This is a genomic window from Brevundimonas sp. GW821-FHT12C05, from assembly GCF_058807475.1.
Genome location: NZ_JBXAQS010000004.1, coordinates 182,737 through 205,540, shown reverse-complemented (window position 1 = coordinate 205,540; position 22,804 = coordinate 182,737). Strand labels below are relative to the sequence as shown.

Genomic DNA, 22,804 nt, shown 5'->3' with positions numbered 1-22,804 from the left:
GCGGCAAGGGATTCAAGGACAGCGCTCATGACCGTGAACTGGGACCGCACCCTGCTCGTCGGAGACGTCGGCGGCACCAACGCCCGCTTCGCCATCGCCCACATGATCGAGGGCAAGCCGGTGCTCGAGCATCATGAAAGCTTCCCGGCCGAGACCTATCCGACCTTCCTGGAAGGCGTGAAGGCCTTCATCGACGGTTGCGAGGTCAAGCCGACCGGCGGCGTCATCGCCGTGGCCGGCGCGGTCACCGACGGCGAGATCGACCTGACCAATTCGCCGTGGCGGGTTTCTGAGACGGAACTGGGTTCTCTGGGTCTGGAGCCGGTGCGCCTGATCAACGATTTCGAGGCCCTGGCCTGGGGTGCGCCCGTCGTGCCGCAGGCCGAGCTGGCCTCGCTGGGCGGTCCGGAAGAGGGCGCGCCCCACTCCGCCATCGCCGTGCTCGGGCCGGGCACCGGCTTCGGCGTCTCGGCCCTGGTCCGGGATCAGCATGGCAATGAGATCGCCATGCCGTCCGAGGGCGGCCACGCCTGTTTCGCCCCCGGTGATCCGGTCGAGGACGAGATCCTGCGCATCCTGCGCCGCCGCTATGACCGGGTCTCCATCGAACGCCTGATCTGCGGCCCCGGCCTGCTGAACATGCACCGCGCCCTGGCCGAGATCGACGGACGCGAGACCCATATCGACGATCCGGCCCAGATCACCGCCGAGGCGTTGGAGGATCCGCGCAGCCAGTGCGGCGCCACCCTGGCCCGCTTCTGCGCCATCCTGGGCGCCGTGGCCGGCGACATCGCCCTGACCACCGGCGCCCGCGGCGGAATCTATATCGCCGGCGGCATCGCCCCGCGCATCCTGCCCTTCCTGAAGGCCAGTCCGTTCCGTGAGCGGTTCGAGCGCAAGGGCCGGTTCCAGGACTATATGGCGGCCATCCCGACCCATGTGATCCTGCACAAGCACGCCGCCCTTCTGGGCGCCGCGCGGGTCGCCTTCGCCGCCTGATCCGTCACGGAAGGATCACGGCCGCGTGAACCTTCCGGACCCGACGACGTTTACCTCCCCGAACACAGGGAGTTAGTTCAATGCGTAAGTTCACCATCGCCGCCGTCGCCGCCTTCGCCGTCGTGGGTCTCGCCGCCTGCGGGGAAAGCGCCGCCGACAAGGCCGCCGAAACCCAGGCCGACGCGCTGGAGGCCCAGGCCGCCGCGACCCCGAACGAGGCCCAGGAAAAGGCCCTCAACACCGAAGCCGACCGTATCGAGCAACAGGCGGGCAACGCCGACGGCGGCATGACCACCTCGAACACCCCCAGCACCACCCCCTCGGGCGAAATGACCGCCCCGCCGGCCCCCGCTCCGGCGCACTAAGCGCTTCGTCTCCGGACGAACGAAGAAGGCCCCGCCGCTCTCGCGACGGGGCCTTTTGCTTGCGCGATGTTCAGCGCCTCAGTCGACGCAGATGGTGGCTTCGGCCTTGCCGCCGGTGACCGTGGTGTAGCAGCCGAAACGGTTGCTGTCGGCGGTGCACTGGCCCACCGCATTGACGCCCGCGTCCGGCGGGGTGGACACGTCGCCGATCCGGCAATCGCCCTGGCAGTCGGCGCCGTCGGTGCAACGCTTGCCGGCGTCGGAATAGCTCAGCACGCAGCGCACGCTCTGCATCCGGCCCTGCGGCAGCATCTTGCCCCCTTGCGAGGCGCACAGGGCCGCGTCGGTGCTGCCCGCGGCGCTGACCTGGGACTGTTGCGGCGCCGCCGTCGCGGAGCCCTCCGAGGCCGGCATCGGCTGGCAGGCGGCGGCGAGCAGGGCCGCCACGGCGATCATCAGTCGTTTCATTCCACGGCTCCCTTGGTGAATCCGGTCCAGACGTCGTCGTAGTCGAGCTGCATCGTCGGACTGGTTTGCGCCCATTCCGTGGTGCGGATGGGCATGCGCGTCTCGAACATGAAGGCCAGGGTGTTCTCGATCTTCACCGGCTTCAGGTCCGCCGCGACCGCCTTGTCATAGCTGGCCTGATCCGGCCCGTGGCCGCTCATGCAGTTGTGCAGGCTCGCTCCGCCGGGGGCGAAGCCGCCCTCCTTGGCGTCATACTCGCCGGTGACCAGCCCCATGAACTCGCTCATGACGTTCCGGTGGAACCACGGCGGACGGAAGGTCGCCTCGGCCACCATCCAGCGCGGCGGGAAGATCACGAAGTCGGCGTTGGCCGTCCCCGGCGTGTCCGACGGACTGGTCAGCACCGTGAAGATCGAAGGATCCGGGTGGTCGAAGCTGACCGTCCCGATCGTGTTGAACTTCGCCGTGTCGTACTTGTAGGGCGCGTTGTTACCGTGCCAGGCGACCACATCCAGCGGGCTGTGATCGAACAGGGTGACGTACAGTCGTCCGGCGAATTTCTGCACGCATTCGGTCGGACGATCCACGTCCTCGAACCACGCCGCCGGCGTCTCGAAATCGCGCGGATTGGCCAGGCCGTTCGAGCCGATCGGCCCCAAGTCCGGCAGACGGAAGGCCGCGCCGTAGTTCTCGCACACATAGCCGCGCACCGGCCCGGAGACTTCGACCCGGAACCGCACGCCGCGCGGGATGACCACGATCTCGCCGGGCCGGGCGTCGATGCGGCCCATCTCGGTGACGAAGACCTGCTCGCCCTGCTGGGGCACGATCAGCAGTTCGCCGTCGGCGCAGTAGAAGACCCGGTCCGTCATCGAGCGGTTGGCGGCGTACAGGTGGATGCCCACGCCGGTCTGCGCCTCCGCGTCCCCGGTCCCGCCGTAGGTCACCAGCCCCTCGACCCAGTCGGTCGGCTCGCCCGGGATCGGCAGCGGGTCCCAGCGCATCCGGTTGGGCGACGGCGGCGCCTCATGGAACGGCCCCGACCGCACCCTGCCCTGGCTGAACGGCTTGTACGCGGGATGCTGGGCCGACGGCCGCAGGCGGTACAGCCAGCTGCGGCGATTCTCGCTGCGCGGCGCGGTGAAGGCCGTCCCCGACAGCTGCTCGGCGTACAGCCCCATCGGCGTCTTCTGCGGCGAGTTCCGTCCCTCCGGCAGCGCCCCGGGCACGGCCTCGGTCGCGAAATGATTGCCGAAGCCGGTCAGGTACTCTGGAGCGTTTCTTTGGGGCGCGTTGGCTCGCGTCATGGTGTGGCTCTCCCTTGCGGGAGGTTTAGCGGGGCGCGTCGGGTCCGTCACCCGTCGTCGTCTCTTCGACCGCCTCTCCCGGACCCAAGCGCACACTGAACCGCAGGGTCTGCCCGCCGATCAGCGCCTCCGAGGACGAACGACGCGCGTCCGCGGGACGCGTCTCCAGCATGTCTTCCGCCAGGCGGCGGGCGTCCGGGGTGTCCGGGCTGACCGATATCAACTTGCACCGTTCAAAGGGCCGATCGCGCTGCGGATTGGGCCGCGTGACGCATTCGACGATGGCCCTCGGACGCGAGTCCTGAACCGCTTCCGGCGGCGCGCTGGCGCAACCGGTCAACGTCACGATCGCGAACGCTCCGATCATCTTGCCCATGTCCACCTCTTCAGAACCCCTGCGTCCCACCACCCATCACCGCGCGCGCAGCCGGAAGTCCCCGGGACGCTCTCCCGGCTCCAACGCCCGGTCCGGATTGAGCCGCAGGGTCCAGCCCGGCCCCTCCCGCCCATCGGCCGAGGTCGGCGCGGCGACCCTCACGCGTTTCCAGGTCGGGTCGATCAGCGCCCCGTCCGTCACCTCCAGCACGCCCCAGCTGTCGACCACCCGCAGCGTCGGATAGACGGCGCCGTGCGAGCCCAGCACCACGATGGTGCTTGGGTTGAAGCTGATGTTCATGTCCTCGAACGCCAGCGTCAGGCGGGGCCCGTCCACCAGCTTCGCCGTCCAGGCCGCCGCCGCCGCGCGGGCCCGTTCGGCGCGCTGCGCCTCGTCGGCCCGGACCCCGGCGCCGTCATACCGGGCCTCCGCCGCCGAGGCCTCGACGGTCGATGCGTCTATCCGCGCCGCCAGCAGGGCGCCCAGATCGTCATCGGCGGTCAGCCCCCGCCGCCAGTCGGGAGCGACCGCGTCCAGCAGCAGGCCGTAGGGCGGCCCCGAGAAATAGGCGAAGTTGCGCACGAAGCTGTTCTGTTGCTCCGCGAGGGCCAGCCCCTTCAGCGCCTCCGCCGTGACATCGCCGCCCGACAGCCGCACGCCGGTGTATTGCGCTAGCCCCTCGTTCATCTCCAGCTGCCGCTCCTGATCCCCGGCCTGCGCCGTCAGGGCCCGCCGCGCCGCGCGGAAGGCCAGGGCGTCCGCGACGGCCCGATCCCGGGCGGCCGGGTCCGCGGCGCGCAAGGCCGCCGCCAGCGCCCGCCACTCCAGCCGCATCAGCACCCGGCCCTCGGTCGTCGACAGGTGTTCCGGCGTGGGCGATCCCGCCGGCAGACCCAGGTCCCTCTGCACCCCGTGCCAGATTTCATGCGCCAGCAGCGCCCGGCGCTCGGTCGGATCCTCAGGCAGGGGCCAGATGAGCATGGCCCAGCGCACGCCGTCCCAGTCCAGCGCCGTATTGGCGATGTTGACGGTGTCCGGCAGGGTTCCGACGAACAGGTCTCCCTCCGGCTTCAGGGCGTCGCTGTCGCCGCGTCGCGCCGCATGGAGGGCGCGGGTCGCCGGATCGACCAGCAGGACCGGCGTGCACAGGGGGACGCCCCACAAGGCCCCGCCGTCGGTCTCGCAGATCGCCCTGGCCTCGGCGAAGGTTTCGGTCGGACCTGGATCGGCCTGGGCGAACGCGGGTCCCGCGAGCAGCGCCGGGACGATGGACAGCAACAAACGGCGCATGAACCTCTCCAACGAAACACCGCCGTTTATTGCTACGCTTTGACGGTCTTTAGAACCCCTGCGCCTGCGCCATCTTCTCCTGATGGAAGCCGGCGTCGCCCAGCAGCTCGTTCAGCACCCGCACCCGCTTCATGAACAGGCCGACGTCGAACTCGTCGGTCATGCCGACGCCGCCGTGCATCTGAACCGCCTCCTGCACCGCCAGTTCGGCGACCCGGCCCGCCTTGGCCTTGGCCACGGACACGGACAGGGCCGCGTTCGGCTTGCCGGCGTCCAGCGCCTGCAGGGCGCCGATCGTCGCCGCGCGGGCGATCTCGATCTCGCTGTACAGATGGGCCGCCCGGTGCTGCAGCGCCTGGAATTCGCCGATCAGCTTGCCGAACTGCTGGCGGGTGCGCAGATACTCCAGCGTGACCTGGAAGGCCTGATCGCCCGCCCCGTTCAGCGACGCCGCCGCGCAGGCCCGGCCCAGGTTCAGCGCGCTTTCCAGCAGGTCCTCGCCCCCGTCCACCGCGCCGATCACCGCGTCCGCGTCGACCTCGACGTCGGTCAGGGTCACCCGCGCCGCATTGTGCGCGTCGACCATCACCGTGCGCTCAATCTCGACGCCTTTGGTCTTCGGATCGACCAGGAAGAGCGTCAGCCCGTTCTCCGTCAGCGCCGCCACGATCAGGGCGTCGGCGACGTGGCCGTCCAGCACGAAGCCCTTGGCCCCGTTCAGCTTGAAGCCGTTGCCCGCCCGCTCGGCCACCGTGGCGATCCTGGACGGCGCATGCTTGGCGCCCTCGTCGACGGCCAGCGACACGATCGCCTCGCCCGCCGCGATCTTCGGCAGCCATTCACCTTGCTGCCCCGCCGAGCCGCCGTCGGTCAGCACCTTGGCCGACAACACGCCCGAACCCATGAAGGGCGACGGCGTCAGGGTCCGCCCCAGCGCCTCGGCCACGACCCCGGCCTCGACCGCGCCCAGGCCCGATCCGCCGTGCTCTTCAGGGATGATGACGCCCGCGAAGCCCATCTCGCCGAACGCCTTCCACAGGTCGCGCGACACCCCGTCGGCGTCGCGGCTGTCCCGCAATTTCCGCAGGTGGGCGATGGGCGCGTTCTCGTTCAGGAAGCCGTCGGCGGCCTCCTTCAGCATGGTCTGCTCTTCCGTCAGGATCAGCGGCATGGGCTCAGGCTCCCGGCAGTTGCAGCAGGTGTTTGGCGATGATGTTCAGCTGCACCTCGCTGGTGCCGCCTTCGATCGAATTGGCCTTGGTGCGCAGCCAGTCGCGGGCGACCGTGCCGTTGCGCGACCGCTCGCCTTCCCACTCCAGCGCCTCGGCGCCGCCCGCCGCCATCAGCAGTTCGTGGCGGCGCTTGTTCAGCTCCGAGCCATAGTATTTCAGCATCGAGGCGATAGCCGGATGGGCCTGACGCGCCTTCATCTGGTCGCCTGCCCGCTCCATCGCCAGGCGGAAGGCGGCGGCGTCGATCTCCAGCTCGGCCACCCGCGCGCGCAGCATCAGGTCGTCCAGCCGGCCCTCGTCATCGCTGCCGATGGAGTCCGTCGCCACCTGGCCCAGCGGCCGTCCGCCGCCCGCCTCGCCGATGGCGCCGATCATCGTCCGCTCATGGGCCAGCAGCGCCTTGGCCACGTCCCAGCCGCGGTTCAGCGTCCCGACCAGGTTCTCCTTCTCGACCCGTACGTCGTCGAAGAAGGTCTCGCAGAACGGGCTCTTGCCGCTGATCAGGGTGATCGGCTTGGTGGTCACGCCCTTGGTCGCCATGTCGAACAGCACGAACGAGATTCCCAGATGCTTGGGAGCCGTCGGATCGGTCCGCACCAGGCAGAAGATCCAGTCGGCCTTGTCCGCATACGACGTCCAGATCTTCTGGCCGTTGACGATCCAGTGGTCGCCCTTGTCCTCTGCTTTCGTCTGCACATTGGCCAGGTCCGACCCGGCGCCCGGCTCGGAATAGCCCTGGCACCAGCGGATCTCGCCGCGCACGATCTCGGGCAGGAAGCGCTTCTTCTGCTCCTCGGTGCCGAACTGCAGCAGCGCCGGCCCGAGCATCCAGATGCCGAAGCTGGACAGCGCCATCTGCGCGCCGATGCGGCGCAGCTCGGAGCCCAGCACCTTGGCCTCCTCGCGGCTCAGCCCCCCGCCGCCGTATTCCTTGGGCCATTCCGGCGCGGTCCAGCCGCGCGCGCCCATCCGCTCCATCCAGAGCTTGTGGGCCGGCGTCTTGAAGGTCGGGTTGCGCCCGCCCCAGACCCGGTCTTCCTCATTGTCCAGCGGCCCGCGCACTTCGGGCGGGCAGTTCTCTTCCAGCCACGCGCGGGTCTCCGCGCGGAAGGTCTCGAGATCGGTCATTTGAATCCCCGTCATCCCCCGCAGGCGGGGGCCGCGTTTCCTCTTTCGACAACGCTAGCAGCACTCCGTTGCGTTTGACCACGGGTGACGTCGCGGCAACGCTCGAAGCTGTGATCGCGTTACGCCGAAGAAGGAGCCTGCATGACCTACATCACCCGCGCCGTCTTCGCGGCGGCCAGCCTGCTGCTGATGCTGCTCGCCATCGGCCTCGTCGTGCTCGGCCTCAGGGAAGCGGCGGGGGCCTTCACCTCGTCCGGCGACAGCTCGGCCGACGCCATCCTCGACACCCTGGGCTATGTCATCGTCGCCATCGCCGTCTTCGACGTGGCCAAATACCTGTTCGAGGATGAGGTCCGGCGCGGCTCTGAACGGCGCAGCGCGTCCGAGGCCCGGCGCAGCCTGACCAAATTCCTCTCGACCATCATCATCGCCCTGTTCCTCGAAGGGCTGGTCATGGTCTTCAAGACCGCGCGGGAGGACATCACCCAGATGCTCTACCCGACCGCCCTGATCGTCGCGGCCGTTCTGGTTCTGGTCGGGCTCGGCGTGTTCCAGCGCCTCTCGGCCACGGTCGAGGAAAAGGTCGGCGACGACGATGACGCCGAGGAGGTCCGCGAGGGGACCCGCGCGCCTACCCCCGCGAAGGCAGGAAAGGCGAGAAGGTGATCACCGTGAAGCTGTCGCGGATGTTCGGCCGCGTCTGCACCGACTTCGTCACGAAGGTGCCGATGTCCAGATCCTTCGGCAGCTGGAACTTGGCCAGCAGGTCGTACTGGCCCGAGGTCGAATAGACCTCCGAGACGTATTCGACATTGTCGACGATGTCGGCGGCCACATCGTTGGCGTGGCCCAGCTCGCATTTGATGAAGACGAAGATGGCGGTCATCATGGCGGCGGTCCTTCCGAGCTTGGGAGGTGCATAGCGGATGGCGACGTGGCTGATAAGGCGGTTGGCGAGATCGACTACGAGGCCGAGTACAACAACCGCGCCCGCGTGCCCGGCCACCCGGCCGTCCTCGCCCGCTGGACGGCCGCCGCCGAGGCCGCTCGCGCCGCCCATCCGCCGGAGACGATCACCTATGGCCCGGGTGACCGCGAGGTCATGGACCTCTTCTCCGCCGGGCCCGACGCCCCCGTCGCGGTCTTCCTGCACGGCGGCTACTGGCAGGCGCTGGACAAGGACAAGGTCAGCGGGATCGCGCCGACCTTCCTTCAGCACGGCGTCAGCCTCGCCATCCCCTCCTACGGCCTCGCCCCCGCCGTCCGGCTCGGCGCGATCCTCGGACAGGTGCGCACCGCCGTGGACCTGATCCGGACCCGCAACGGCGGCGAACGCCCGGTCGTCATCGGCCATTCCGCCGGGGGGCACATGGCCGCCTCCATGCTCAGTGAGGCCCGCGCCTCCGCCGCCGTCGCCATCAGCGGCCTGTTCGACCTGCGCCCCCTGCTCGCGACCTCGCTCAACACGGCGCTGGACCTCGACGCCAACCAGGCCGCCGCCCTGTCGCCGATCTTCTGGCCCATCCCCGACGGCTCGACGCCGGGCGGCACCGTCCTCGACTGCCTCGTCGGCGCCGACGAAAGCCCGGAGTTCCTGCGCCAGTCCCGCATGATGGCCGACCACTGGGGAAACAACGGCGTCCAGACCCGCTACGAGGCCCTGCCCGGCCTGAACCACTTCACCGTGCTGGACCCGCTGTTCGACGCGGAAAGCACGCTGGTGCAACGGATCGTGGCGTTGGCGAAGGGGACGGCATGACGCGGACCATCTCGGGTCTCGTTGTCGCCCTCGGCGCCTTGAGTTTGGGGACGGCGGCCACCGCCTGCCCTTCCGTCGTGCCGCACCCCACCTTGCCGGGCGAGACTGACGCCCAGTTGGCCGTGCGCGGAAAACGTCTCCTTCAGGAACGGCTTCGCACAGAGGCCGACGCTGTGTTTCTGGCTCAGGTCAGTGAAGCGCGGATGACCGGTTCCCTGGAGGCCGACTTCACCCTCACCCCGCTCTTCGCCCTGTACGACACCGCGCCGCCGACGGGCGCCGTCGTCATGCGCTCGCCCGTCCTGCCTCTCAGTTGCGGCGTCCAGCCCGAGCTGGGGCGCCTCTACATCGTCTATGCGAACAGGGGCGAGACCGGGTGGCGCGTCGACCAGCTGATCCGGCACGAGGACTTCCAGGATCCGCCGCCGGGCATGCCGACCGCTCGCGATCTCGCGCGGGGGATGTACGCCCCGCCGGGCTATCCAGCGCCGACGCCCTGACCCCGAAACAATAAGTTCCGCTCATCCCGGCGAAAGCCGAGACCCGGTTCTTTTGTTTCGCTGTCAGGCTGGGATAAGCAGAACAACGACACCGGTGACGCCGGTCATCCGATGAGCGGATTAAGAGGGTAACCCATGCGCCACGACCGCCTCGCCGTCCTCACCGCCCTTGAAGCGCAGGGCGTGGCCCCCGTCTTCTACAATCCGGACCCCGAGGTCTGCCTGAACGTCATCCGCGCCTGTTCGCGCGGCGGAGCCAAGGCCATCGAGTTCACCAATCGGGGCGACTTCGCCGTCGACCTGTTCGGCGACATCGCGCGCGAGCTGCAGAAGACCGATCCGGACATCATCCTGGGCATCGGCTCGGTCGTCGATGCGGGCACGGCCAGCCTCTATCTGAACCGGGGCGCGCGCTTCATCGTCAGCCCCTGCCTGGTCCCCGATGTGGCCAAGGTCTGCAACCGCCGCATGACCGCCTACTTCCCCGGCTGCGGCTCGGTCACCGAGATCGGCCAGGCGCACGAGCTGGGCTGCGAGATCGTTAAGCTGTTCCCTGGCGCGTCCGTCGGCGGCGTCGACTTCGTCAAGGCGGTGCTCGGCCCCATGCCCTGGACCAAGATCATGCCCACTGGCGGCGTCGACCCCGACGAGGCCTCGATCGCCAAATGGTTCGGCAGCGGCATCGTCGCCGCCGGCATGGGCTCCAAGCTCATCACCGACGCCGCCGTCAAGTCGGGCGACTGGGCCGGCATCGAGGCGCAGGTGCGCAAGACGGTGGACGCCATTGCCGCGTTCCGGGGCAAGTAGGGGCTAGGGGCTAGGGGCTAGGGGGCTAGGGGCTAGGGGCTAGGGTCGATCAACCCCAACCGTCCTCCTAACCCCTAGGGCCTAACCCCTACCCCCTGCTCACAGCCCCAGCGTCGGGCTGTCCAGCTCCAGCTGCGCCGCCGGGATCACCACCACGTCGGGGTGCGCCGCGCGCAGGGCGTCGATGAACATCGAGGCCTGGCCGACCACCACCACATAGGCCTGGTCCGAGCCGATGGTCTGCGCCGCCGCGCGCACCGTCTCCGGCGTCGTGGCGTTGATCTTGCCCGCATAGGTCCCGATCTCGGTCAGCGGCAGGCCGTAGGTGACGGCCTCGGCCAGCACCCCGCCCAGACCGCCGGTCGTCTCGATGTTGCGCGAGAAGCCGCCGGTCAGGAAGGCCTCGCGGTCGGTCACCGCCTGTGCGGTCACGGCCTCGGTCTTGAGCCGGTCGAACTCGGCCAGCACCAGGCCGACCACCTCGGCGGCGCTCTCGTTCTTGGTCTGGGTCGAGGCGCTCAGCATGCCGCCGTCCAGCCGCGCGCCCAGCGCGGAATAGGCGCCGTAGCTCAGGCCGCGCTTGGCCCGCACTTCCTGGAACAGGTGGCCGTTCTGACCGCCGCCCATGATGCTGTTGACCACCGACAGGGGATAGAAGCTGCCGTCGGCCCGGCGCGGGCTGCGCACCGCCGCCGTCACCGCCGCCTGGCCGGCGCCCGGCAGGTCGATCACGACCACGCGCGGTCCCGGAACGGCGCCCGCGCGCGGGCCCGTCGCCGGCACGGCGCCGGTGGGCCGGCTCCAGCCGCCCAGGGTCCGCTCGGCGAAGGCGAAGGCCGCTTCCGGCTCCATGCCGCCGGTGATGATCAGGGCGGCGTTGTCCGGCCGCCACCAGCGGTCGTGGAAGGCGACGATCTCCTCACGGGTCACGGCGCCGATCGAGTCGGGCGTGCCCGAGGTCGGGGCGCCGTAGGGCGAGGCGCCGAAGGCCAGGCGGTTCAGCACCAGATTGGCCAGCGGCCCCGGTTGACGCAGGTTGACCCGCAGGGCGTTGACCGCCCGGGTGCGGTTCCTCGCCACCTCTTCGGGGGCATAGTCCGGGCGCTGGATCACGTCCGCCAGCACCGCACCGACCCGATCGGCCGCGGCCACGGGCGCCGACATGAAGACCGCCGTCGCGTCCTGTCCCGCGCCGCCGCCGATATTGGCGCCCAGCGCCTCCAGGGTGCGCGCGATCTCGGGGGCCGAGCGTCCGCCCGCGCCCTCGGTGGCCAGGCCGGCGGTCATCGACGCCAGACCCGGGCGGTCCGCCGGATCCGCCGCCGCGCCGCCGCCGATGACCAGCTGGGCGTTGACGATGGGCAGGTCCGTGGACTTGGCCACGATCACGCGCAGGCCGTTGGACAGGGTCCGCTCGACCACATGCGGCGTCGCCATCGGACGCGGCGCGCCGGCGGCCGGCGGCGCCATCCGCTGGCCCTCGGGCAGCAGTTCGTTCGGCGGCAGGATGGCCGGCGGCACGGTCAGGAAGACCGGAACCGGGACCGGGTTGCGATAGCTGTCCTCGCTGACGCCGGCCGGACGCTGGCTCTCGTCCTGATACCGGATCGAGACCCGCGCCTGTTCGTCCAGGTATTTGCGCGCCACGCGCTGCACGTCAGCGGCGGTCACCGCCTGCACGGCGGCCAGGTTGGCGTCGGGCGCCGTGGGATCGCCCTCGTCGACCAGGGCCCGGCCCAGGATGAAGGCCCGGCCCGAGGAGGTCTCGCGCTGGCGCAGGGCCGACGCCACGATCTCCATCTTGGCCTCGGCCAGTTCGGCGGCGGTCACCGGCTCGTCGCGCACGCGCGCCAACTGGGCGTTCAGCGCCGCCTCGACGTCGGTGATCGCCTTGCCCTGGGCCACGGTCGCCTGGACGGTGATCGTGCCCGCCTCCTCCATCTGGTTGGCGCCGAAGCTGGCGTTGGTGGCCAGCTGGCTGCCGTAGACCAGCGCCTGGTGCAGGCGCGAGCTGTCGCCGCGCGACATGATGCCGGACAGCACGTCCAGCGCCGCCGAATCCGGATCGGACGCCTTCACGCCGGGGAAGATGGCGGCGATGGCCGGCAGGGGCACGTTCGGCGCATAGGACTCGACCAGGCGCGGCTGGGTGCGCGGCGACGACACGGGGCGTTCGAACACCGGCACCGGGCGGGCGGGGTTCTCGATATCGGCGAAATACTGGTCGACCCAGCGGTCCAGCTGCGCCTGGTCGAAATTGCCCGACACGATCAGGGTCGCCGTGGCCGGGCGGTAATAGGCCTCGTGGAAGGCGCGCGCGTCCTCGATGGTGGCGCTGTCCAGCTGCTCGATCGAGCCGATCACGCTGCGGCGATAGATGGATTGGTCGAACTGGTTGTCGCCGATGACGAAGCGGTCCAGCCGGCCGTACGGCGGCGCATAGACCCGCTGGCGCAGCTCTTCCTTCACGATCGAGCGCTCGGCGTCGAACACGGCCTGATCGACCACCGGCCGGGCCATCCGCTCGGCATGGGTCCACAGCATGGTCTCCAGGTACTGCGGCGGCACCGTCTCGTAGTAGTTGGTCATGTCCTGGCCGGTGGAGGCGTTGCGGCTGCCTCCCGCGTTCTCGACCAGGGTCGAGATCTGGCCGTAGGGCAGGTTGACCGTCTTGCGGCTCAGGATGTGTTCGAACAGGTGGGCGAAGCCCGAGCGGCCCTCCGGATCGTCCTTGCCGCCCACGTTGTACCAGACCTGCACGGTCACCGTTCCGGCGGTCGCGTCGGGCATGGAATAGACGTTCAGCCCGTTGGCCAGCTGGCGATGCGTGTACTGCAGCGGCGGCACGGTGATGGTCGCCGCGTCCTGCGCGAGGGCCGGGAAGGCCGGGGCGGTCAGCGCGAGCAGCGAGGCGCCCAGCAGGGCGGCGGTGCGGGTCATCATGAGGTCCCCCCAAGGACAGTGATCTGAACGTCGCGACCCTAACAGCGACGACGCCCGGGTCGGATTTCAAGTTCGTAATGAAGGTCGGCCGCCGGATCCTGACCGGCGACCCTTTCACGCACAGGCGGGCGCAAATCCGTCGCTCCATCCCCCGATGGGGGGCTAGAGCCGGTCCTCGACCTCGTCCCGCGTCGGCAGCGAGGGCTGGGCGCCGGGCCGGGTCGCGGCGATGGCGCCCGCCGCGCAGGCGAAGCGCAGCGCCGCCTCGGGCTCCATCCCCTCCAGCAGGGCCACGCAGATCGCGCCGACGAAACAGTCGCCCGCGCCGGTGGCGTCGACGGCCCGCACCCGCGGCGGGGCGGCCCGCGCGATCTCGGCCCCGCGCTGGTACATCACCGCGCCGGCGGCCCCCAGCGTCACCACCACCCGCCCGCCGCCGTGGTGCAGCAGGTCGCCGTAGAAGGCCGCCTCGGTCTCGTTGACCACGATCAGGTCGGCCCGGCGCAGCAGCTGGTCCGACACCGGCTGGGCCGGGGCCAGGTTCACGCAGACGAAGTCGGTCGCCCGCCCCACGGCCGCCTCGACCGTCTCGATCGGCAATTCGAGTTGAAGGATCAGCGGGGTCTCGATCCGCTGCGGCAGCTGTTCGGGGAAGGCCCTGTGGTTGGCGCCCGCGGCCACCACGATCTGGTTCTCGCCGTCCGGCGCCACGGCGATCAGGGCCACGCCGGTCGGCGCCTCGGCGTCCGCGACCACCCCGCCGGCGTCGACGTCATCGGCCAGCAGCAGGGCCAGCGCCTCCTCGGCCATGCCGTCGCGCCCGACCCGGCCGACCAGGAACACCTCCGCCCCCAGCCGCTGCGCCGCCAGCGCCTGATTGGCGCCCTTGCCCCCCGGATGCCGCGCCAGCTCGGCGCCCGTCACGGTCTCGCCCGCGCGCGGCAGCTTCGGCGCCGAGGCGACGAAATCCAGATTGATCGATCCGACGACGGTGATCCTCATGCGCATTTCTCCGCGATCAGCCCGAACACCCCGTCCGCGTCCGCGCTCACCGCCCAGCGGTGCCGCAGCGGTTCGCCCGCCACGCCCTCGCGGAACTCCACCGCCGTGTGGCCACGGGTGAGGTCGCTCTCCGTCTCCACCCGAATGAGGCACGGCTTCAGCGCGAACAGCTCCGGCTTCAGCAGCCAGGCCACCGGGCAGGGGTCGTGCACCGGCGGGGCGTCCCAGCCGACGATCCGGCGCTCCACCGCCTGCGAGAAGCGCATCATCGCCGCCGCCGTGTCGCCCATCGGCGTGCCCAACGCCTCGATCATCGCGATCCGCTCGTCCGTCGCCCGCACCTGATGGGTCGCGTCCAGTCCGAACATCACGACGTCGCAGCCACTCTCCAGCACCTCGGCCGCCGCTTCCGGGTCGGCCCAGATGTTGAACTCGGCCGAGGCGGTGATGTTGCCGCCCTCGGAGCGCGCCCCGCCCATCACCGCGACCGGCCCCAGCCGCCCGGCCAGCGCCGGATCCTTGCGCAGCGCCAGCGCCAGATTGGTCAGCGGCCCCAGCACCGCCAGCGCCACGGATTGCGCCGGCCGGGCGTTCACCAGGTCGAGGATGGCGTCGGCCGCATGGCCATCCGCGACCGGCGCGTCCGGCTCGAACGGCTCAAGGTCGCCGGTCCCTTCCGGCCCATGGAATTCCGCCGCCGTGCCCAGGGTCCGGCGCAGCGGCTTCTCCGCGCCCATGAACACCGGCACGTCTTCCCGGCCAGAATTCTGAAGGTTGGCGATCTGGCGCAGCATCCGCGCGTTCCGCGCCGTCTTCTCGACCGGCACATTGCCGCCCACCGTGGTCACGGCCAGCAGCTCGAATTCGTCGGCCCCGAAGGCCAGCATCAGCGCCACGGCGTCATCCACGCCGGGGTCGCAGTCGATAATCAGCGATTGTCTGTTCACAGGACGGGTGTGCAGCGGGTCGCGGTCCGGGGCAAGGGCGGCGTCACGGACCTCCGCCTTGCGCGCCGATCGCACCCCCCGCATTCTTCGCCCGTATCAGCCCGGGGGGGGCGCGACCGTGGGTAAGACAATGGAGTTCAGGCCGGCCCCGCCGCCGCCGCGCGAAATCCTTCGCTTGGCGCTCTTCGGCCTGCTGTTCGTCGCCGTCGCCGTCCAGTTCGGCCTTCATCCCTCGCTCCGGGGCGCCGTCCTGGCGGGCGCCGCCCTTCTTCTGGCCGCGGGCGCGACCTGGATCGCTTTCCGGCTCCGCCTTCCGGGGGCGCCTCGCCTCAGGGTCGACCCGACGGGTCTGACCTACAGTCGCGGCGCCCGGACCCGCAGCCTGCCCTGGACCCAGGTCGCCGCGATCCATCTGCGTCATCAGTTCCGCGAGGTGCGGTTCATCCCTACGACCGGCGAACTCCCGGTGGTCATGCACCGCGACATGATCTCCTCGGAAGGGCAACGCTTCGACGGCCTGATCGAGACCTGGTGGCGCCCGTCGGCGGACGCCTGAACGGCCTTCACGGCTGCGCCGGCGAGTGCACCGTCAGCTCGATCTCCACGATCCCGTTCGGGGCCAGCAGCCCCGTCGTTCCCACCGCCGTCCAGGCCGGGTGCGGCCCGGTCGCGAACTCGCGCCAGACCTTCGCGATCACCTCGATCTGCTGCATCCGCGTGCCGGTGAAGTTCGGCCCGTCCCAGACGTGGAAGCTGCGGATCATCGCCACATCATCCAGCGTGCCCCCCGCCGCCCGCACCGTCGCGTCCAGCTGGCGCAGGGTGCGCCGCACCTGAATCTCGAACGCGGCCACGTCCGTCCCCTCGTCCGGCGCCCGCCCGACGATGGCGCCCGAGACGTACAGCACGTCGCCCGCCCGCCGCGCCGGGGCGTAGCCGATCTCGTCATAGCCGCGCTGATGCGGCGCCGACGGAATGATCACCTCGCCGCCTGAACTGGGAATGCGGCGCGGATAGTCCTGCGCCGACGCCGCCGGGACGCACAGGCCAAGGGCCAGGATAGCGAAGACGATGCGCATGGACGGCTCCCGTGAAACCCGGACGATGCCGCCGAAACCGCCCGGCCTCAAGCCGGTCACGGCGTCTCGGTCGTCGCCTCGTCGCCGGTCCCCGCCCATCGGACCTCCCACGCCGCCGCTGTCGTCCGGATCAGCTCCAGCACCGCCAGATGCCCCACCAGGTCCGACAGCCGGGGCGCGTCCTCCTCCGGATTGATCCGCAACACCCGCCCGCGGGTCAGGTCGACCAGCGGCGCGTCCTCGCCCAGCAGGATCGTCCCCTGCGCGCCGGTGGCGGGCGCGGCGCGGAACGGATGCGCCGACAGCAGGCCGACATCGGCCTTCAGCCCGCCCTTGCGGTCCAGCACCAGCACGCGCCGGTCGGTCAGCGCATAGTGCTCGCCGATCCGGCTGAACAGCCACCGTCCGGTCCGCCAGCTGTCCTGCAGCGCCCCGATCGCCACGAACAGGCCGATGACGATCAGCAGCGGGCTGTCGGCGAACGCCCGCATCGACCAGGCCGCCGACAGGAGGATCATCCACCAGACAAGGTTGAAGGCGACCGCCGCCCCCTGCCGTCGCGACAGGAACAGCCGTCCCTGCGGAAGGCCGGTCCAGACTACCGTCTCCCCCGGCTTCAGCAGGGCCTGCACCGCCGCCGCCCGCTTGCGGGCCGCGCGCGTCTCGCCTTCGCTCACAAGCAGGCCTTCACGCAGGCCGCCGCCAGCACCTCGGCGGAATCGATCAGCGGGACCGCGACCTCGTCGGCCCCCAGCAGCAGCGGCACCTCGGTGCAGCCGGCGATGACCACCTCGGCGCCCGCCGCGACCAGCGCCGCGGCCAGCCGCCTCATCTCCGCGCGCGGCCCCTCGCCCGTGTCGCCGCGCTTCACCGCATAGACGCAGCCCATGAAGGCCTCGCGGTCGGCGCCGCCCAGCCGCACGATCTTGACCCCCGTCGCCTGCAGCGACCGGGTGTACAGCGCCTCGCCGCCCGGGGTGGCCAGCACGCCGATCTTCTTGGCCCCGCCCGCCGTCGCCGCCGCCGTCGTCTCGACGATCATGTCGATGAAGGGCAGGCCCGCCTTGCGGATCCCCGCCGCCTGGGCATGGGCGGTGTTGCACGGCATGGCCAGCACCCGCGCCCCGGCGTCGCGCAGCCGCAGCGCCATCCCCGCCAGCACCGCCGCCGCGGCGTCGGGCGCGCGGTTGCGGTCCGGCACCTGCGGATTGATGTCGGCGATGATGCGGATGTGGTCCTGATCGCCCTCGGCGGGCGTCAGCGCCTGCACCCGCGCAAGGAAGGCCACGGTCGCGGCGGGCCCCATGCCGCCGAGGACCCCGAGGGTCTTCACAACGAGGCCCCGATCTCGCTCTTGTAGCCGAACAGGCCTTGCGCCCCGCCGGTGTGCAGGAAGACCACCGTCTCGCCCTCGAACCGGCCCGCCTTGGCCAGGGCGATCAGCCCCTTCATCGCCTTGCCGCTGTAGACCGGGTCCAGCACGATGCCGTCGGTCCGCGCCGCCAGTTTCAGCGCCTCGATCACGGCCCCGTCGACGAGGCCGTAGCCCTCGCCGACATAGTCGCAGTCGGCCACGACCATCTCCGCCGTCACCGCGTCCGGCCGTCCCAGCAGCGCCGCCGTCTCGCGCGCCAGCTTCAGCACATTCTCTTCCTGCTTGGCCTTGGGCGCCCGCACCCCGATGCCCAGCACCGGAATGTCAGCCCCCATCACCGCCAGCCCGGCCACCAGGCCCGCATGGGTGCCGGCGCTGCCCGTCGCGGTGATGATCCGGTCGATCCTCAGGTCCAGGTCGTCGGCCCCGACCACGATCTCGCGGGCGCAGTCGACATAGCCCAGCGCGCCCACGGGATTGGAGCCGCCGCCCGGAATGACATAGGGCCGCCCGCCCCGCGCCTTCACCTCGGCCGCCGTCGTCTCCAGCTCGGCCGCCATGTCCGTCCCGCCCGGCACGCGACGGATCACCGCCCCGAACAGCCGGTCCAGCAGGACGTTGCCGTTGTCGACATAGTCGGTCGCCTTGGACCCGGTGCGCTCCTCCAGGATGACTTCACACTTCAGCCCGTGCGCCGCCGCCGCCGCCGCCGTCTGGCGCACGTGGTTGGACTGCACCGCCCCCTGGGTCACCAGGGTGTCGGCCTCCTGTTCAAAGGCCTCGCCCAGCAGGAACTCCAGCTTGCGGGTCTTGTTGCCGCCGCCGGCCAGGCCGGTGCAGTCGTCGCGCTTGATCCACAGCTCGACGCCCAACTCCTCCGACAGCCGAGGCAGCGGCTCCAGCGGGGTCGGCAGGTGAGCGAGGCGGACGCGGGGAAACCGGGCGAGATGCATGGTCAGTGGCCTTTCTTTTCGGGCAGGCTGAGATCGCCGGCCTTGGCGGCGGCGCAGGTCGTGACCCGCGTCGGGCGGGTGGTCTTGAAGTCCGTGACCCAGCACTCGTCCAGCACCGAGCAGTAGCAGGCCCGCGCCTCGATGTAGCGACCTTCCTCGTCCAGCTTGGCCCACATCGTCTGGTTCAGGTCGGTCAGCGGCACGGTCAGCATCTTGATCTCACGCCCCGCCGGCAGGGTCGTCCCGCTGGCGTTTTGCGTGAACCAGCCGTTCGGCGGGCCGCAGCACTCGGTCATGAAGGCGGGCAGGTCGGTGATCGGCTTGCCGCGCCAGCGCAGCTCGGTCCACTCCACGATCGCCGGCCCGACCCCCTGGTTGACCAGGGTGAAGGTGATCACCCGGTTCCCCGCCTCGTCCGCGTTCGACACGCCGAAATCCAGGATTGGCAGCGTCGAGGCCTCGACCATCTTGGTGTTGGCGTCGACCAGGCTCTCCATCACCTTGCCGTGGTGGATCGAGACCATCAGCGACACCACCGAGATCAGGATCGCCGAGCCCGCGATGATCAGGTCCAGCCAGGGAATGCCGGTCTTGTGGGCATGCGAATGCTCATGCTCGTCGGGGATCATCGGCGGGTCCTGATCGGGCTTGGGAAGGTCGGCCATGGCCCTCGCCTTATCGAAGATGCGCGACGAACCCAACGTCCAATCCGCGTTCGCCGATCACCGGCGACTCTTGCACGAAATGTACGGAACCGAACTAGCCGAACGCAGTTTACTGGTCGGACCTTGCGGCGATGCGCGCTCGACAGAGTCCTTTAGCGGCCCCGGTCTCTGCCACGCCCCCCGACGCAGGCCGGGGCCGCACCTTATCTGCCCCTCCCCCACATCCAGCCCTTGTCCGACTCAGCCGACCGGCCCGAGACTGCCCCCATGGGCGAATCGCCGATCAGACTGCGCGACCGAAGCGCCACCGAAGCCGCCATCGTCGAGGCGGGCGAGCGCATCCTGCTGCGCGACGGCTTCCCCGGCCTGAACGTCCAGACCCTGGCCGCCGAGGCGCGCTGCGACCGCAAGCTGGTCTACCGCTATTTCGACGGCGTCGACGGCGTGGTCACGCGCATCGCCGCCCGCGCCCACGGCGCCCTCGTCCACAGCCTGGACGCAACGCCCGCCGCCGAATCCGAATCCCTGCGCGCCTTCGCCCGGCTCAGCCTGTCGGCCTGGGTCGCGGCCCTGCGCGCCAGTCCCCTGACCCTGCGCCTCATGGCCTGGGCCCTGGTCGAGGCCTCGCCCTTGCTGGACCGCATCGAGGCCGACCGCTCCATCGTGCTGCAGGCCTGGATGCGCGAGCGCCGGCCGCGCCTGCGCGTCCCGCCCGAGGGCGATCCCGTCGCCCTCAACGCCGTGCTGCTGGCCGCCGTCCAGCATCTGGCCCTGTCGGCGGACGCCCGTCCCGGCGTCGGCGGCGTGGCCCTGGACGACGCCGGCTGGGCCCGCATCGAGGCCGCCCTCGACCGTCTGCTGATCGCCTTCCCCGAATAGCGCTGCGAGAAGGCCGCCGGCCTCGCGAGAGCCGGCGGCCTCCGTTCGGGCCGTTTCGGGACGGCCGCGACCGTCAGGGCAGGATCGGGTTGCACTGCTCTCCGTTCTGCGCCTGCTCCCACCGCCGCGCACAGCTGCGATAGCCCGGCGAGCCCACCGTATGCCCCTCGTAGAAGCTGCAGTAGCTGGCCTGGTCCATGATGCAGATCGCGTCGGACGGGTCCCGCACGGTGCTCGTCGCTCCGCCCGCCGTGGCCAGCACGGCCGCTCCGGCGGCCAGGCCGGCGATCAGTCTCAGTCGAATTCCACGCATCTCTTCCTCCGCTGACAAGGGGCGCCAGGGCGCCCGACGCGCCAGCAGACGCACAATCCAGAGAGGTTTTCCATTCCCTTTTGGGTTGCGGAACGCATTCGTGATGCGGCCGCGCCCCTTGACCCTCCCGGCCGCCAGGCGCAGTTTCCGGCCGTTCTCCGGGGGGCGCCGCCCAAGGCGCTGAGATAGGGGTGATCCCCTGACCCGTCGAACCTGATCCGGGTCATGCCGGCGAAGGGATGGGAAACGCTCAGGTCCCAAGGGCTTCACGCCACAGGACCCTCTCGCCCGACGTCGGCGGACCTCACACCGTTTGAGGCCGCCATGAACATCTCCGTCACGCCCCCCGCCCTCCCGGAAGAGCCCAACATCGAACTGGCTCTGAAGGACGCCCGCGAGGCGGTGATGAAGGAGACGGGATCCATCCCCACCGGCGAGCGCGAAGGCTCGCGCAAGGTCTATGTGGCCGGCGAACTCTACCCGGAGATCCGCGTCCCCTTCCGCGAGGTCGCCGTCCACCCGTCGGCCAATGAGCCGCCGGTGACCATCTACGACTCCTCGGGCCCCTACACCGACCCGACGGTCACGATCGACATCAAGAAGGGCCTGCCCCTGGTGAAGTCCAGCTGGCAGCTGGATCGCGGCGACATCGCCCGCGTCGAACACCCGCGCGAGGTCAAGCCCGAGGACAACGGCCACGCCAGCGGCAAGCACCTGGCCCCCCGCTTCGACGTCTCCAACCACCAGGTCTTCAAGGGCGTCGAGGGCCGCCCCGTCACCCAGTACGAATACGCCCAGGCCGGCATCATCACGCCCGAGATGGAATACGTCGCCATCCGCGAGAACCTGCGCCGCGAGCAGAACGCCCCCTGCATCCGCGACGGCGAGGACTTCGGCGCCAGCATCCCCGACTTCGTCACGCCCGAGTTCGTGCGTCAGGAGATCGCCCGCGGCCGCGCCATCATCCCGCACAACATCAACCACCCCGAGGTCGAGCCGATGATCATCGGCCGCAACTTCCTGGTGAAGATCAACGCCAACATCGGCAACTCGGCCGTCCTCTCCAGCGTCGATGACGAGGTCGACAAACTGGTCTGGGCCACCCGCTGGGGCGCCGACAACGTCATGGACCTGTCGACGGGCCGCAACATCCACAACATCCGCGACTGGATCATCCGCAACTCGTCCGTCCCCATCGGCACCGTCCCCATCTACCAGGCGCTGGAGAAGGTGAACGGCGTCGCCGAGGACCTGACCTGGGAGGTGTTCCGCGACACCCTGATCGAACAGGCCGAACAGGGCGTCGACTACTTCACCATCCACGCCGGCGTGCGCCTGCCGTTCGTGCCGATGACCGCCAAGCGCGTCACCGGCATCGTCTCGCGCGGCGGCTCGATCATGGCCAAGTGGTGCCTGGCCCACCACAAGGAGAGCTTCCTCTACGAACACTTCGAGGACATCTGCGACATCATGCGGGCCTACGACGTGTCGTTCAGCCTCGGCGACGGCCTGCGTCCCGGCTCCATCGCCGACGCCAATGACGAGGCCCAGTTCGCCGAGCTGCGCACCCTCGGCGAACTGACCAGGATCGCCTGGGCCAAGGGCTGCCAGGTCATGATCGAGGGCCCCGGCCACGTGCCGATGCACAAGATCAAGGCCAACATGGATGAGCAGCTCAAGCACTGCCACGAGGCGCCCTTCTACACCCTCGGGCCCCTGACCACCGACATCGCCCCCGGCTACGACCACATCACCAGCGCCATCGGCGCGGCCATGATCGGCTGGTTCGGCACGGCCATGCTCTGCTACGTCACGCCCAAGGAGCACCTGGGCCTGCCCGACCGTCAGGACGTCAAGGACGGCGTCATCACCTACAAGATCGCCGCCCACGCCGCCGACCTGGCCAAGGGCCACCCGGCCGCCCGCCTGCACGACGACGCCCTGTCCCGCGCCCGGTTCGAGTTCCGCTGGGAGGACCAGTTCAACCTCGGCCTCGACCCCGAGACGGCCCGCAAATACCACGACGCCACCCTGCCCAAGGAGGCGCACAAGACCGCCCACTTCTGCAGCATGTGCGGCCCGAAATTCTGCTCGATGAAGATCAGCCAGGACATCCGCCGGGATGCGATGGCGCAGAACGATGCGGGGGCTTCGCTGGTGGACGCCGAGGCCGGGATGGCGGAGATGAGCGCCAAGTTCCGCGCCGGCGGCGGCGCCATCGAAGTGAAGGTCTAGATTCGCATCTCCTCCCCCTCATGGGGGAGGGGGACCGCCCGGGCGAAGCCCGGGTGGTGGAGGGGGCGACGCGCCACTGTCCATCTCCTCCCCCTTCTGGGGGAGGGGGACCATCCGAAGGATGGTGGAGGGGGAACCGGCGCAGCGTCGTAGCGAAGGGGGCTGACGCCGTCGCCATCCCG

At 70.2% G+C, this 22,804-nt stretch carries 25 protein-coding genes and 1 riboswitch; of the genes, 9 read left to right on the top strand and 16 right to left on the bottom strand.

What is annotated here, in order from left to right:
- Window positions 1-27 precede the first annotated feature (27 nt).
- Window positions 28-999 carry a glucokinase gene (gene glk, locus AC1RRF_RS14650; protein WP_492835802.1) on the top strand — a complete coding sequence of 324 codons (972 nt, stop codon included), beginning with the start codon at window positions 28-30 and terminating at the stop codon, window positions 997-999.
- Between the two features lie 80 nt (window positions 1,000-1,079).
- A complete protein-coding gene (locus AC1RRF_RS14645) occupies window positions 1,080-1,364 on the top strand; it encodes a hypothetical protein (protein ID WP_492835800.1) in 285 nt (94 codons plus the stop codon).
- A 78-nt stretch (window positions 1,365-1,442) separates the two neighbouring features.
- On the opposite strand, the gene AC1RRF_RS14640 is transcribed toward AC1RRF_RS14645, so the two are convergent.
- The 6 genes from AC1RRF_RS14640 to AC1RRF_RS14615 are packed head-to-tail and all read right to left on the bottom strand — an operon-like array spanning window position 1,443 to window position 7,165.
- Window positions 1,443-1,832 carry a hypothetical protein gene (locus AC1RRF_RS14640; protein WP_492835798.1) on the bottom strand — a complete coding sequence of 130 codons (390 nt, stop codon included), beginning with the start codon at window positions 1,830-1,832 and terminating at the stop codon, window positions 1,443-1,445.
- On the bottom strand, window positions 1,829-3,139 hold the full coding sequence (hmgA, locus tag AC1RRF_RS14635; protein ID WP_492835796.1) for a homogentisate 1,2-dioxygenase: 1,311 nt from the start codon (window positions 3,137-3,139) through the stop codon (window positions 1,829-1,831). Before hmgA ends, AC1RRF_RS14640 begins: the two co-directional genes overlap by 4 nt.
- Window positions 3,140-3,164: 25 nt before the next feature.
- Window positions 3,165-3,515 (bottom strand): hypothetical protein, encoded by a 351-nt coding sequence (locus AC1RRF_RS14630; protein ID WP_492835794.1) that lies wholly within the window; start codon window positions 3,513-3,515, stop codon window positions 3,165-3,167.
- A gap of 36 nt (window positions 3,516-3,551) precedes the next feature.
- A complete protein-coding gene (locus AC1RRF_RS14625; RefSeq protein WP_492835792.1) occupies window positions 3,552-4,805 on the bottom strand; it encodes a hypothetical protein in 1,254 nt (417 codons plus the stop codon).
- Between the two features lie 49 nt (window positions 4,806-4,854).
- Window positions 4,855-5,976 carry an acyl-CoA dehydrogenase family protein gene (locus AC1RRF_RS14620; RefSeq protein ID WP_492835790.1) on the bottom strand — a complete coding sequence of 374 codons (1,122 nt, stop codon included), beginning with the start codon at window positions 5,974-5,976 and terminating at the stop codon, window positions 4,855-4,857.
- 4 nt (window positions 5,977-5,980) lie between these two features.
- Window positions 5,981-7,165: an acyl-CoA dehydrogenase family protein gene (locus AC1RRF_RS14615; RefSeq protein ID WP_492835788.1), complete on the bottom strand. Its 1,185-nt coding sequence runs from the start codon at window positions 7,163-7,165 to the stop codon at window positions 5,981-5,983.
- A gap of 141 nt (window positions 7,166-7,306) precedes the next feature.
- On the opposite strand from AC1RRF_RS14615, the gene AC1RRF_RS14610 reads away from it, so the two are divergent.
- Window positions 7,307-7,831 carry a GNAT family acetyltransferase gene (locus AC1RRF_RS14610; RefSeq protein ID WP_492835786.1) on the top strand — a complete coding sequence of 175 codons (525 nt, stop codon included), beginning with the start codon at window positions 7,307-7,309 and terminating at the stop codon, window positions 7,829-7,831.
- Here the strand turns inward: AC1RRF_RS14610 and AC1RRF_RS14605 are convergent.
- A complete protein-coding gene (locus AC1RRF_RS14605; RefSeq protein ID WP_492835784.1) occupies window positions 7,797-8,054 on the bottom strand; it encodes an Lrp/AsnC ligand binding domain-containing protein in 258 nt (85 codons plus the stop codon). The two genes, AC1RRF_RS14610 and AC1RRF_RS14605, sit on opposite strands and share 35 nt — an antisense overlap.
- A gap of 45 nt (window positions 8,055-8,099) precedes the next feature.
- Here AC1RRF_RS14605 and AC1RRF_RS14600 point away from each other — a divergent pair, with 45 nt between their 5' ends.
- The 3 genes from AC1RRF_RS14600 (at window position 8,100) to AC1RRF_RS14590 (ending at window position 10,231) form a co-directional block, all read left to right on the top strand.
- Window positions 8,100-8,924, top strand: coding sequence for an alpha/beta hydrolase (locus AC1RRF_RS14600; protein ID WP_492835782.1), 825 nt, complete (start codon window positions 8,100-8,102; stop codon window positions 8,922-8,924).
- Window positions 8,921-9,424 (top strand): hypothetical protein, encoded by a 504-nt coding sequence (locus AC1RRF_RS14595; RefSeq protein WP_492835780.1) that lies wholly within the window; start codon window positions 8,921-8,923, stop codon window positions 9,422-9,424. Before AC1RRF_RS14600 ends, AC1RRF_RS14595 begins: the two co-directional genes overlap by 4 nt.
- A gap of 135 nt (window positions 9,425-9,559) precedes the next feature.
- Entirely contained in the window at window positions 9,560-10,231 is a 672-nt protein-coding gene (locus tag AC1RRF_RS14590; RefSeq protein WP_492835778.1) for a bifunctional 4-hydroxy-2-oxoglutarate aldolase/2-dehydro-3-deoxy-phosphogluconate aldolase, read from the top strand.
- Between the two features lie 99 nt (window positions 10,232-10,330).
- On the opposite strand, the gene AC1RRF_RS14585 is transcribed toward AC1RRF_RS14590, so the two are convergent.
- From AC1RRF_RS14585 to AC1RRF_RS14575, 3 genes are all read right to left on the bottom strand, one after another.
- Window positions 10,331-13,171: a M16 family metallopeptidase gene (locus AC1RRF_RS14585; RefSeq protein ID WP_492835776.1), complete on the bottom strand. Its 2,841-nt coding sequence runs from the start codon at window positions 13,169-13,171 to the stop codon at window positions 10,331-10,333.
- A 165-nt stretch (window positions 13,172-13,336) separates the two neighbouring features.
- On the bottom strand, window positions 13,337-14,176 hold the full coding sequence (locus tag AC1RRF_RS14580) for a ribokinase (RefSeq protein WP_492835774.1): 840 nt from the start codon (window positions 14,174-14,176) through the stop codon (window positions 13,337-13,339).
- On the bottom strand, window positions 14,173-15,207 hold the full coding sequence (locus AC1RRF_RS14575; protein WP_492835772.1) for a nucleoside hydrolase: 1,035 nt from the start codon (window positions 15,205-15,207) through the stop codon (window positions 14,173-14,175). The genes AC1RRF_RS14580 and AC1RRF_RS14575 overlap by 4 nt, the downstream gene beginning before the upstream one ends.
- A gap of 91 nt (window positions 15,208-15,298) precedes the next feature.
- Here AC1RRF_RS14575 and AC1RRF_RS14570 point away from each other — a divergent pair, with 91 nt between their 5' ends.
- Window positions 15,299-15,679 carry a PH domain-containing protein gene (locus AC1RRF_RS14570; RefSeq protein WP_492835770.1) on the top strand — a complete coding sequence of 127 codons (381 nt, stop codon included), beginning with the start codon at window positions 15,299-15,301 and terminating at the stop codon, window positions 15,677-15,679.
- Between the two features lie 7 nt (window positions 15,680-15,686).
- On the opposite strand, the gene AC1RRF_RS14565 is transcribed toward AC1RRF_RS14570, so the two are convergent.
- Genes AC1RRF_RS14565 through AC1RRF_RS14545 form a run of 5 tightly spaced genes read right to left on the bottom strand, consistent with a single transcriptional unit; the run spans window position 15,687 to window position 19,195 of the window.
- Window positions 15,687-16,202 (bottom strand): Rid family hydrolase, encoded by a 516-nt coding sequence (locus AC1RRF_RS14565; RefSeq protein WP_492835768.1) that lies wholly within the window; start codon window positions 16,200-16,202, stop codon window positions 15,687-15,689.
- A gap of 56 nt (window positions 16,203-16,258) precedes the next feature.
- Window positions 16,259-16,879: a hypothetical protein gene (locus AC1RRF_RS14560; RefSeq protein ID WP_492835766.1), complete on the bottom strand. Its 621-nt coding sequence runs from the start codon at window positions 16,877-16,879 to the stop codon at window positions 16,259-16,261.
- Window positions 16,876-17,535 carry a cysteate racemase gene (cuyB, locus tag AC1RRF_RS14555; RefSeq protein ID WP_492835764.1) on the bottom strand — a complete coding sequence of 220 codons (660 nt, stop codon included), beginning with the start codon at window positions 17,533-17,535 and terminating at the stop codon, window positions 16,876-16,878. Before cuyB ends, AC1RRF_RS14560 begins: the two co-directional genes overlap by 4 nt.
- Entirely contained in the window at window positions 17,532-18,530 is a 999-nt protein-coding gene (gene cuyA, locus AC1RRF_RS14550; protein WP_492835762.1) for a D-cysteate sulfo-lyase, read from the bottom strand. The genes cuyB and cuyA overlap by 4 nt, the downstream gene beginning before the upstream one ends.
- 2 nt (window positions 18,531-18,532) lie before the next feature.
- A complete protein-coding gene (locus AC1RRF_RS14545; RefSeq protein WP_492835760.1) occupies window positions 18,533-19,195 on the bottom strand; it encodes a hypothetical protein in 663 nt (220 codons plus the stop codon).
- A 267-nt stretch (window positions 19,196-19,462) separates the two neighbouring features.
- Between AC1RRF_RS14545 and AC1RRF_RS14540 the strand changes: the two genes are divergently transcribed.
- Window positions 19,463-20,074 carry a TetR/AcrR family transcriptional regulator gene (locus AC1RRF_RS14540; protein ID WP_492835758.1) on the top strand — a complete coding sequence of 204 codons (612 nt, stop codon included), beginning with the start codon at window positions 19,463-19,465 and terminating at the stop codon, window positions 20,072-20,074.
- A 73-nt stretch (window positions 20,075-20,147) separates the two neighbouring features.
- Here the strand turns inward: AC1RRF_RS14540 and AC1RRF_RS14535 are convergent, their stop codons facing one another.
- Window positions 20,148-20,387 (bottom strand): hypothetical protein, encoded by a 240-nt coding sequence (locus AC1RRF_RS14535; RefSeq protein ID WP_492835756.1) that lies wholly within the window; start codon window positions 20,385-20,387, stop codon window positions 20,148-20,150.
- Between the two features lie 149 nt (window positions 20,388-20,536).
- Window positions 20,537-20,645: riboswitch (TPP riboswitch) on the top strand.
- A gap of 66 nt (window positions 20,646-20,711) precedes the next feature.
- Between AC1RRF_RS14535 and thiC the strand changes: the two genes are divergently transcribed.
- Window positions 20,712-22,622 carry a phosphomethylpyrimidine synthase ThiC gene (gene thiC, locus AC1RRF_RS14530; RefSeq protein WP_492835754.1) on the top strand — a complete coding sequence of 637 codons (1,911 nt, stop codon included), beginning with the start codon at window positions 20,712-20,714 and terminating at the stop codon, window positions 22,620-22,622.
- Window positions 22,623-22,804 lie beyond the last annotated feature (182 nt).